The organism is Streptomyces recifensis (genome assembly GCF_002154615.1).
GTDB lineage: Bacteria > Actinomycetota > Actinomycetes > Streptomycetales > Streptomycetaceae > Streptomyces > Streptomyces griseoluteus.
This window is the reverse complement of the sequence record NZ_MUNH01000040.1, coordinates 1-9,848: the sequence shown is the minus strand read 5'-3', so window position 1 is coordinate 9,848 and position 9,848 is coordinate 1. Positions and strand designations below refer to the sequence as shown.

At 71.2% G+C, this 9,848-nt stretch carries 10 protein-coding genes and 1 pseudogene; 7 read left to right on the top strand and 4 right to left on the bottom strand.

What is annotated here, in order from left to right:
* Positions 1-918, top strand: a 918-nt coding sequence (locus tag CCN33_RS02800; protein WP_244173578.1) for a pyridoxal phosphate-dependent aminotransferase, incomplete at its 5' end; no start/stop codon positions are given.
* A 72-nt stretch (positions 919-990) separates the two neighbouring features.
* Positions 991-1,404, top strand: a complete 414-nt coding sequence (locus tag CCN33_RS02795) for an SCO4983 family protein (RefSeq protein WP_086690696.1) — start codon at positions 991-993, stop codon at positions 1,402-1,404.
* A 6-nt stretch (positions 1,405-1,410) separates the two neighbouring features.
* Here the strand turns inward: CCN33_RS02795 and CCN33_RS02790 are convergent, their stop codons facing one another.
* Positions 1,411-3,243: a phosphoenolpyruvate carboxykinase (GTP) gene (locus CCN33_RS02790; protein WP_086690694.1), complete on the bottom strand. Its 1,833-nt coding sequence runs from the start codon at positions 3,241-3,243 to the stop codon at positions 1,411-1,413.
* Between the two features lie 373 nt (positions 3,244-3,616).
* Between CCN33_RS02790 and trhA the strand changes: the two genes are divergently transcribed.
* On the top strand, positions 3,617-4,300 hold the full coding sequence (gene trhA / locus CCN33_RS02785; RefSeq protein ID WP_086690692.1) for a PAQR family membrane homeostasis protein TrhA: 684 nt from the start codon (positions 3,617-3,619) through the stop codon (positions 4,298-4,300).
* A 31-nt stretch (positions 4,301-4,331) separates the two neighbouring features.
* On the top strand, positions 4,332-5,063 hold the full coding sequence (locus CCN33_RS02780; protein WP_086690690.1) for a Mut7-C RNAse domain-containing protein: 732 nt from the start codon (positions 4,332-4,334) through the stop codon (positions 5,061-5,063).
* Between the two features lie 46 nt (positions 5,064-5,109).
* On the opposite strand, the gene CCN33_RS02775 is transcribed toward CCN33_RS02780, so the two are convergent.
* Positions 5,110-5,991: a prohibitin family protein gene (locus CCN33_RS02775; protein ID WP_244173576.1), complete on the bottom strand. Its 882-nt coding sequence runs from the start codon at positions 5,989-5,991 to the stop codon at positions 5,110-5,112.
* Positions 5,992-6,099: 108 nt separating this feature from the next.
* Positions 6,100-8,133 (bottom strand): thioredoxin domain-containing protein, encoded by a 2,034-nt coding sequence (locus CCN33_RS02770; protein WP_086690686.1) that lies wholly within the window; start codon positions 8,131-8,133, stop codon positions 6,100-6,102.
* A gap of 154 nt (positions 8,134-8,287) precedes the next feature.
* Here CCN33_RS02770 and CCN33_RS02765 point away from each other — a divergent pair, with 154 nt between their 5' ends.
* Both CCN33_RS02765 and CCN33_RS02760 read left to right on the top strand, forming a co-directional pair.
* Positions 8,288-8,551, top strand: coding sequence for a hypothetical protein (locus CCN33_RS02765; protein ID WP_086690684.1), 264 nt, complete (start codon positions 8,288-8,290; stop codon positions 8,549-8,551).
* Positions 8,548-8,955 carry a PIN domain-containing protein gene (locus tag CCN33_RS02760; protein ID WP_086690682.1) on the top strand — a complete coding sequence of 136 codons (408 nt, stop codon included), beginning with the start codon at positions 8,548-8,550 and terminating at the stop codon, positions 8,953-8,955. The genes CCN33_RS02765 and CCN33_RS02760 overlap by 4 nt, the downstream gene beginning before the upstream one ends.
* Before the next feature lie 54 nt (positions 8,956-9,009).
* On the opposite strand, the gene CCN33_RS02755 is transcribed toward CCN33_RS02760, so the two are convergent.
* On the bottom strand, positions 9,010-9,603 hold the full coding sequence (locus tag CCN33_RS02755) for a TetR/AcrR family transcriptional regulator (RefSeq protein ID WP_167387752.1): 594 nt from the start codon (positions 9,601-9,603) through the stop codon (positions 9,010-9,012).
* A gap of 50 nt (positions 9,604-9,653) precedes the next feature.
* Between CCN33_RS02755 and CCN33_RS02750 the strand changes: the two are divergent.
* Positions 9,654-9,848, top strand: a pseudogene (locus tag CCN33_RS02750) (GNAT family N-acetyltransferase); the annotation flags it as partial.

Here is a 9,848-nt window from a genome sequence, read left to right as displayed (position 1 = left end):
GGCAACGGCGTCTCCGAGCTGATCGTGATGGCCATGCAGGCCCTGCTCGACGACGGCGACGAGGTCCTCGTACCCGCTCCGGACTACCCCCTGTGGACGGCGGCCGTCTCGCTGTCCGGCGGCACCGCGGTGCACTACCGGTGCGACGAGCAGGCCGACTGGATGCCCGACCTCGCGGACATCGAGCGCAAGATCACCGACCGCACCAAGGCCCTGGTGATCATCAACCCGAACAACCCCACGGGCGCGGTCTACGACGAGGCGATGCTCAAGGGCCTGACCGACCTGGCCCGCCGCCACAACCTGCTGGTCTGCTCCGACGAGATCTACGACAAGATCCTCTACGACGGCGCCGTCCACACCCCCACCGCCAAGGTCGCCCCCGACCTGCTCACCCTCACCTTCAACGGCATGTCGAAGGCGTACCGGGTGGCCGGCTACCGGGTCGGCTGGATGGCCGTCTCCGGCCCGCGCGCGCACGCCGACTCCTATCTGGAGGGCCTGACGATCCTGGCCAACATGAGGCTGTGCGCCAACATGCCGGGCCAGCACGGCGTGGTCGCGGCGCTCAGCGGCCGCCAGACGATCAACGACCTGGTGCTGCCGGGCGGCCGGCTGAAGGAGCAGATGGATACGGCGTACGAGCTGCTCACGCGGATTCCGGGCGTGAGCTGCGTACGGCCCAAGGGCGCGCTCTACCTCTTCCCGCGCCTGGACCCGAAGGTCTTCAAGGTCAAGGACGACCGGCGGCTCGTACTGGACCTGCTGCGCCAGGAGAAGATCATGGTGGTCCAGGGCACCGGCTTCAACTGGCCCGAGCCGGACCACTTCCGGGTCGTCACCCTGCCCAACGTGGCCGATCTGACGGACGCGGTGACCCGGATCGGAACCTTCCTGGACGGCTACGGCCAGCCGTAGGACTGACTCGACTCAACTTTAGACTCAATCCAAGCTAGGATGGTTTCCTGTCAGCGCAGAGGAGGCCGTCCCATGTACGAACCGATCCGCACCAAGTCGGTCCACAGCACCCCGGCGGCCCCGGACTTCCCGCACCGCTCCCGCGACGAGGAGCTGGACATCCAGCTGGCCGGACACCTCGCCGCCTTGCTCGCCGTCACCGACGAGCTGCGCGGTCCGGCCGCCGGCCCCGAGCTGGATGCGGCCGCCGAGCGGCTCGCCGCCGAGGTCGCCCGGCTGCGCGGCGGCCGGGCCCCGGTACGGGCGACGCCGGGAACGGCCGCCGATCGGGCTCCGCTGCACCGCCGGGCGCTCACCCTCGCGGGCCGCGCCCTGGTCGTCGCCGCCTCCCGCGCGGACACGGCGGCCGCCATCCTGGCCGCCGAGCGGATGGACGCCCACAAGGCGGCCCTGGCCGCGCCGAGGGAACTCAGCGCGGCCCACTGACCCCGCTCAGCCGAGGCGCTCCACCAGCGCCCGGTACTGGTCCCACAGCTCCTTGGGCGTGTGATCGCCGAAGGTCTCCAGGTGCCCGGGCACCAGGGACGCCTCCTCGCGCCAGACCTCCTCGTCGACGGTGAGCAGAAAGTCCAGCTCGGCGTCGGTGAGGTCCAGGCCCTCGGTGTCCAGGGAACCCTTGGCCGGCAGCACGCCGATGGCGGTCTCCACGCCCTCGGCGCGGCCGTCCAGGCGGTCCACGATCCACTTCAGGACGCGGCTGTTCTCACCGAAGCCCGGCCAGACGAACCTGCCCTCGCCGTCCTTGCGGAACCAGTTGACGTAGTAGATCCGGGGCAGCTTCTCCGGGTCCTTGTCCTTGGCCACGTCGATCCAGTGGGCCATGTAGTCGCCCATGTTGTAGCCGCAGAACGGCAGCATGGCGAAGGGGTCGCGGCGCAGCTCGCCGACCTTGCCCTCGGCGGCGGCGGTCTTCTCGCTGGCGACGTTGGCACCCAGGAACACCCCGTGGTTCCAGTCGAAGGACTCGGTCACCAGCGGGACGGCGCTGGCCCGGCGGCCGCCGAAGAGGATCGCGGAGATCGGCACCCCGCGCGGGTCCTCCCACTCGGGCGCGATGATCGGGCACTGGTCGGCGGGGACCGTGAAGCGGGCGTTGGGGTGGGCGGCCGGGGTGCCGGACTCCGGCGTCCAGTCGTTGCCCTTCCAGTCGGTCAGGTGCGCGGGCTGCTCCTCGGTCATGCCCTCCCACCACACGTCGCCGTCGTCGGTGAGGGCGACGTTGGTGAAGACCGCGTTGCCCCACAGGGTCTTCATCGCGTTGGCGTTGGTGTGCTCACCGGTGCCGGGCGCGACGCCGAAGAACCCGGCCTCGGGGTTGATCGCGTACAGCCGGCCGTCCTCGCCGAAGCGCATCCAGGCGATGTCGTCGCCGATGGTCTCCACGCTCCAGCCGGAGACGGTGGGCTCCAGCATGGCGAGGTTGGTCTTGCCGCAGGCGGAGGGGAAGGCGGCGGCGACGTACTTGGACTCGCCGTGCGGCGGCGTGAGCTTGAGGATCAGCATGTGCTCGGCCAGCCAGCCCTCGTCGCGGGCCATGACGGAGGCGATGCGCAGGGCGTAGCACTTCTTGCCGAGCAGCGCGTTGCCGCCGTAGCCGGAGCCGTAGGACCAGATCTCGCGGGACTCGGGGAAGTGCGAGATGTACTTGGTGGGGTTGCAGGGCCACGGCACGTCCTGCTCGCCCTCCGCCAGCGGGGCGCCCAGGGTGTGCACGGCCTTGACGAACTCGCCGTCCTCGCCCAGCTGCTCCAGCACGGCGCTGCCCATGCGGGTCATGGTGCGCATCGAGGCGGCGACGTAGGCGGAGTCGGTGATCTCCACGCCGAGCGCGGAGAGCGGGGAGCCGAGCGGGCCCATGCAGAAGGGCACGACGTACATCGTGCGGCCGCGCATCGAGCCCCGGAACAGGCCGCCCTCCCCGCCGGACCCCTGGAAGATCTCCCGCATCTCGGCGGGGTCCTTCCAGTGGTTGGTCGGGCCCGCGTCGGCCTCCTTCTCGGAACAGATGAAGGTCCGGTCCTCGACCCGCGCGACGTCGGTCGGGTCGGAGGCCGCGTGGTACGAGTGCGGACGCTTGACCGGGTCGAGCCGGGTGAAGGTGCCCTTGGCGACGAGCTCCTCGCACAGGCGCTCGTACTCGGCCTCGGAGCCGTCGCACCAGACCACGTTGTCCGGCTGGGTCAGTTCGGCGATCTCGTCGACCCACGAGATCAGTTCCTGATGGGTGGTCGGGATGACGGTGGGAGCCGCGTTGTCGCGCGCCACGATCGCTCCTAAGTGAGGGTTTATGGCCCTGGGTGAGGGATTTCTCGGCCCCTTGGGGGCTGCGGCCCGGATGCCAGGCGGCAACCCCGGTCAGGGTCGACGCTCATCCGGTACCGACCGCACTCATTTGATCATCCGATGTGAGTGCGCATATGTCCAGAGGGCGTCACAGGTGAGCGAGTACCCCCGAAACGGCGTGTTCCGCGTCCGCCCTGCTGACCTGCGCACCTCTTTACGCCCACCTGGCCCACACATGGCGAATTCTTTGCGCGCGCGACCGACGGCGGGCGTGAGACGATGGATCTTGGTAGGGGCGTGAGCTCGGCCACCCACCCAGCGGGACTGATTCGTAACTTACGGTTCCGTAGGTACGATGCGGTTCATGACTGCGTCCGTTTCCGCCGCGCTCAACCTGCCGGACCCCGTGAAGCCCCGGCTCCGTGGCTGGCTGCACCTGGGCATGTTCCCGGCCGCACTCATCGCCGGCCTGGTACTCACCGCACTGGCCGACTCCACCCGCGGCCGTATCGCGTGCGGTATCTACGCCCTGACGGCATGTCTGCTCTTCGGTGTCAGCGCGCTGTACCACCGGGGCAACTGGAGCCCTCGGGCCGACCGCATCCTGCGCCGCCTCGACCACTCCAACATCTTCCTGATCATCGCCGGCACCTACACCCCGCTCACCCTGCTGCTCCTGCCGGGCAGCAAGGGGCAGTGGCTGCTGTGGGGCATCTGGGCGGCCGCCCTCGCCGGGATCGCCTTCCGCGTCTTCTGGGTCGGCGCGCCCCGCTGGCTGTACACCCCGTGCTACATCGCCATGGGCTGGGCCGCCGTCTTCTTCCTGCCCGACTTCATGCGCACCGGCGGCGTCGTCGTCCTGGTCCTGGTGGTCGTCGGCGGCCTGTTGTACAGCGCCGGAGGCGTGGTCTACGGCATCAAGAAACCGAACCCCTCACCGCGCTGGTTCGGCTTCCACGAGGTCTTCCACTCCCTCACGGTGGCCGCGTTCATCGTGCACTACATCGGCATCTCGCTGGTGGCCTACCAGCACGCCTGAAGGCCGTACGGGCGCGTGCCATCCTGACCGGGTGAACGGACCCGTGATCCACCTCGAAGTCGCCCCGGACCTGCACCTGTTCGTGCCGCACGCCCACCGCGCGGGCCCCGCCGAACTCGGCACCGACGGTGTCTCCTCCCTCGGCCATGCCGTGGAGTCCCTCGGCATCCCGCTGACCGAGGTCGGCACCCTCACCGTGGACGGCCGCGAGGTCCCCCGCTCCCACGTACCGGCCGACGGCGAGTCCGTCCACGTCGGCCCGGTCCCCCGCCCCCAGCGGGTGCCCGGCGCCCCCCTGCGCTTCCTGCTCGACGTGCACCTGGGCACCCTGGCCCGCCGGATGCGCCTGCTCGGCGTGGACACGGCGTACGAGTCCACCGACATCGGCGACCCGGCGCTCGCCGCGCGTTCGGCCGCCGAGCGCCGGGTCCTGCTCAGCCGGGACCGGGGTCTGCTGCGCCGCCGGGAGCTGTGGGCCGGGGCGTACATGTACAGCACCCGGCCCGAGCAGCAGCTCCGGGACGTGCTGGAGCGGTTCGCCCCGGAGCTGGCCCCCTGGTCCCGCTGCACCGCCTGCAACGGCCCGCTGCGTCCGGCCACCAAGTCCCAGGTGGCCGACCGGCTCCAGGCCGGCACGCGCGACACGTACGACGTGTTCGCGGCGTGCGGGGAGTGCGGCCGTGCCTACTGGAAGGGGGCGCACCACGAGCAGTTGGAGGCGATCGTGGCGGAGGCGGAGCGGTTCCGGTCCGAACTGGGCTAGTCCTTACCGGCGCCGTCAGTTCTTGTGCCGTCAGTTCCCGGCGCCGTCAGTTCTTGGTGCCGTCCACGATGACCGGGGTGCCGCCGGAGCCGCTGCCGCAGGGGACGGCGTACACCGGGTGGGCCTTGGCGGCCTCGCGGTAGGCGTCCAGGCACTGGTTGTAGAGCACCTTGTCGCTGAGGGAGCGCTCCAGGATCTTGTTGGCGCGGGCGTTGCCCTCGGCCTCGATCCGCTTGCGCTCGGCCTCCGCCTTGGCGGTGCGCGCGGCCTCGACGGCGCGCTCGGTGGCCTGCTCCTGCTGGATCTTCTTGTCGATCTGGCCCTGCAACTGCTTCGACGGCCGCACGTTGCGCAGGTTGACGGTGGTCACGTCGATCCCGCGCGGCGCCAGCCGCTCCTTCACCTGGTGCTCGATCTCCGCGCTGATCCGCTCGCGGGCGGAGGCGTACCCCTCCTCGCTGGTGTGCCGGGCGAAGACGTTGCGGATGATCTCGCGGCTGTCGGGCAGCACCAGCCGCTCCTGCACCGCGTCCTCACTGCCCGCCAGCCGGTACAGCTCGACCGCCTTGCGCGGGACGACGGCCCACTTGATGGTGACGTCCGCGTACAGCACCCCGCCCTGCGAGGAGCGCACCTCCACCCGGTCCTCGCCGCCCAGGTCGAGGTCGACCGGCCGGGTGGAGAAGGAGGTGACGTCGGTGAACGGCGACTTCAGGTGCATGCCGGAGGTCAGCGGGGTGCCGACCCGGCCGAAGGTCACCGGGACGCCGACCTCATAGGCGCTCACCACATGAAGACAGGCGAACAGGCCGGCCAGGACCCCGCCCAGGGCGCCGATCGCGGCCCCGATCTTCCAGCCGGCCTCGGCTCTGCCGCGTCCGACGAGGAAGAGGACGACGGCCGCTATGAGCAGCAGTATGGACAGCACGAACACGGGCTTCCCCCCACAGGATGCGCCACCCCGTCCGGGCGGCGGGCAGCGCATCGTAACGGGCGCGGGTGTCCGGGAAGTAGCCGTGCGGGGTGCCGGGTTCGGTCAGTTGCCGTCCAGCGCCGCGCGCAGCGCGCCGGGGTCGGTGACCGGGGCCTCGCAGGTGAAGTTCCGGCAGACGTACGCGGCCGGGGCGCCGCCCACCAGGGGGCGGTGGGCGAGCAGGGGGAACTCCTCCCCGTCCGGGGTACCGACCGCGACGACCGCGCCGGGGGCACGCGCGAGGAGGGCCGTGCGGTGCAGGGCCGCGGTGCGCCCGTCACTGAGGGACGGGCCTACGACGGCGACCTCGCGGGGTCCGTCTAGCAGCGCCTCGGCGGCGGCCAGGCCCCAGCCGACGAACCGCGGCACCCGCGGCCCGAGCGCCTTGACCACGCCGAGGGCCCGCTCGGCGGCGGTCCGGTGGGCGTCGGAACCGGTGTGCGCGGCGTAGGACAGCAGGGCGGCGGCCGCGGCGGACCAGCCGGAGGGGGTCGCGTTGTCGGTCGGGTCCTGCGGGCGGCGGATGAGCTGCTCGGCGTCGGAGGCGGTGTCGTACAGCGCACCGCTCTCCGGGTCGGTGAAGCGGGTCATGATCTGGTCGAGGAGCAGCCCGGCGAAGTCCAGCCAGACGCCCTCGCCGGTGACGGAGGCCAGCGCGAGGAAGCCCTCGGCGACGTCGGCGTAGTCCTCCAGCACCCCGGAGTTGGCCCCGGCCCGGCCGTCGCGGCTGGTCCGGGTGAGGTGGCCGTGCTCGTCGAGGTGGACCCGGACCAGGTGGTCGGCGGCGGCGACGGCGGCCTCGATCAGGTCGGGGCGGTCGAAGTAGGCGCCGGTCTCGGCGAGGGCGGCGACGGCGAGGCCGTTCCAGGCGGCAACGACCTTGTCGTCCCGGCCGGGCGCGGGGCGCCGGGACCGCTCGGCGAGCATCCGCTCCCTGACCGAGGCGATCCGCCCGGCATCGAACACCCGCTCCGCCTGCGGCAGTTGAAGCACCGACTGGCCGTGCTCGAAGGTGCCCTCACCGGTCACGCCGAAGTACTCGGCCGCGAGTTCGCCGTCCTCGTCTCCGAGCAGGGCGCGCAGGTGGTCGGGCGTCCAGACGTAGTACGCGCCCTCGACGTGCCTGCCGGTGCCGTCGTCGCTGTCGGCGTCCAGCGCGGAGGCGAACCCGCCCTCTTCGGTACCGAGTTCGGCGACGAGGAAGTCGGCGGTCTCCAGCGCGACGCGGCGGGCGAGGTCGGAGCCGGTGGTGCGCCAGAGGTGGGCGTAGACCCGGCAGAGCAGCGCGTTGTCGTACAGCATCTTCTCGAAGTGCGGCACGACCCAGTCGCGGTCCACGGAGTAGCGGGCGAAGCCGCCGCCGAGCTGGTCGTAGATGCCGCCGCGGGCCATGCGCTCGCAGGTGTCGCTCGCCATCTGGAGGGCGCCCTCGGAGCCGGTGCGGGCGTGGTGGCGGAGCAGGAACTCCAGCGCCATGGAGGGCGGGAACTTCGGCGCGCCGCCGAATCCGCCGCGCTGGGGGTCGTACTCGCGGGTGAGGCCGAGGAGGGCCTGCGCGAGTTCCTCCTCGCCGGGCACCCCGGCCGCCTGCCGGACGATCTCCCGCTGGGCGAGGTCCCGCGTGATCTTCCCGGCCACCTCGGTGACCTCGTCCCGCCGGCCCTCCCACGCCTGGTGCACCCCTTCCAGCACCTGCCCGAAGGAGGGCATGCCGTGCTGGGGGCGGGGCGGGAAGTAGGTGCCGAAGTAGAAGGGCTCGGCCTCCGGCGTCAGGAACACGGTCATCGGCCACCCGCCCTGCCCGGTCGCCGCCTGCACCGCCTCCATGTACACCGCGTCGACGTCGGGCCGCTCCTCCCGGTCGACCTTCACACTGACGAAGTTCTCGTTCAGGTAGTCGGCGGTGGCCTGATCCTCGAAGGACTCGTGCGCCATGACGTGACACCAGTGGCAGGCGGAGTACCCGACGCTCAGCAGGATCGGCACGTCCCTGCGCCGGGCCTCCTCGAACGCCTCCGGCCCCCAGGGATACCAGTCGACCGGGTTGTCAGCGTGCTGGAGCAGATACGGCGAGGTCACGTCGGCTAGCCGGTTCATACGATCCAGCCTCTCACAGGGGCCATCCCGAATCGGGGCACCCTGACAGCGCGGAGGAGCAGGACTCCTGGTCCGAGGACGCCAGGGCCGGGGTGGAATAAACGCCCCGCCGCAAGCCTCAGCAATGTAATAGGTACTGTCTTACACTGGGGGCATGAAGCCGACCCGATCCGGCACCACCGAGAACATCTCCGTGTCGATGCCTGCCGAGCTGGTCAGCGAGCTCCGCTCTCGAACCGGCCGCCGGGGACTGTCCAGTTACGTCACCGAAGCTGTCAGGCATCAGCTCGCCATGGACGGGCTGGCCGAGATCGTCGCGGCCCATGAGGAGGAGCACGGAGCGCTCACTGAGCAGGAGATCGAAGTCGCCCGACAAGAGCTGTTCGGAGACGAGAACACCGAGCGGGGCGCCGCGTGAAGGAGCGGCCGGCCCGCTCGCTGGTACTCGACTCCGAGGCGCTCTCCCTGCTTCTGCGCAACGATCGCCGGATGGCGGCTCGCATCGAGGCATCCCGCCAGGCCGGGATGCCCGTGCTCGTGTCCGCGCTGACCATTGTTGAAGCCGTACAGGGGAAGACCGACCTGGCGCGCTTGAGGTGGCTGCTCTCCCGGCTGCGGGTGGAACCGGTCAGCCAGGAGGACTCCCTGACCGCAGTGACATTGCTTCGGGACGCAGGTGGGCCGCACGGACACACGTACGCGATCGACGCTCTCGTTGCCGCCCTCGCGCTCCGCGCCCCCGCTCCCGTGATCGTTCTGACCTCCGACCGTGACGACTGGTCGAAGCTGTGCGGGAACCGCGTGATCATCAGAGAGGTATGAGCACCGCGAACGCCTCCGCGGGCGGGCAGTGAAGCCCGCAGGCCGGGAAAAAGGTCACGCGCGACGGATCGTCAGGCCGGCGAGGTGGTCGTCCAGCAGCTCCGTCTGCCGTTCGGGCGGGAACCGGGCCGGGTCGAGCAGGCTCTGCACCACGAGGCCGAGCACGAAGGCCTGGGTGCCGGCCGCGATGCGGTCCGGGTCGCCGGGAGGCAGTTCACCGAGGGCCTGGGCGGCGGCCACGCGTTCGGCGAGGCGGGCCCGGCCCTGCGCGTACTTCCGGGCATGGTCGGCGCCGATGGCCGGGTCGGCGAGGGCGGTGTCCCAGGAGGCGACCCAGACGCGGTTGCTGTCGGTGGCCTCGGGGGACAGCGGCAGGATGTCGAGCAACGCGTCCCGCAGTGCCGCGAGCCCCGGCCCGGTGGAGCGCCGGGGACGGGCGAGGGTGCGCTGTTCCAGCAGGTCGAGGGCGTACTCGACCAGGGCCCGCTTGGTCGGGAAGTAGTGGGTGAGCAGGCCGGTGGTCGCGCCGAGTTCGGCGGCCACCGCGCGCAGCGTCAGCCCGGCGAAGCCGCGCGTCGCCATGACCTGCCAGACCGCCGCGGAGACGTCCCGCCGCCGCGCTTCGTGATCTCCCTTGGTACGTGGCATGCCGCCACGGTACATTTCCGTAACACTTGTTATGCAAAGGGGAGGCCCTCATGTTCTCGCTGGCACTGCGCGACGGCGCCCGTCTCGCCCCGCTGGAGTCCTGGCACGCCGAGGAGTTCGCCCGGCATCTGGACCGCGCCCGCGAGCACATCCGTCCCTGGGTCGGCGCCGCGTTCGTCACCGCCGACGTGGCGGGCGCACGGGCCACCCTGGAGCGGTACGCCGCCCGCCAGGCCGTCGACGGC

Coding starts and splice junctions, on each gene's coding strand:
- CCN33_RS02795 (WP_086690696.1), top strand. CDS start 991: ATGTACGAACCGATCCGCACCAAGTCGGTCCACAGCACCCCGGCGGCC.
- CCN33_RS02755 (WP_167387752.1), bottom strand. CDS start 9,603: ATGCCACGTACCAAGGGAGATCACGAAGCGCGGCGGCGGGACGTCTCC.
- CCN33_RS02770 (WP_086690686.1), bottom strand. CDS start 8,133: ATGAACCGGCTAGCCGACGTGACCTCGCCGTATCTGCTCCAGCACGCT.
- CCN33_RS02765 (WP_086690684.1), top strand. CDS start 8,288: ATGAAGCCGACCCGATCCGGCACCACCGAGAACATCTCCGTGTCGATG.
- trhA (WP_086690692.1), top strand. CDS start 3,617: ATGCGGTTCATGACTGCGTCCGTTTCCGCCGCGCTCAACCTGCCGGAC.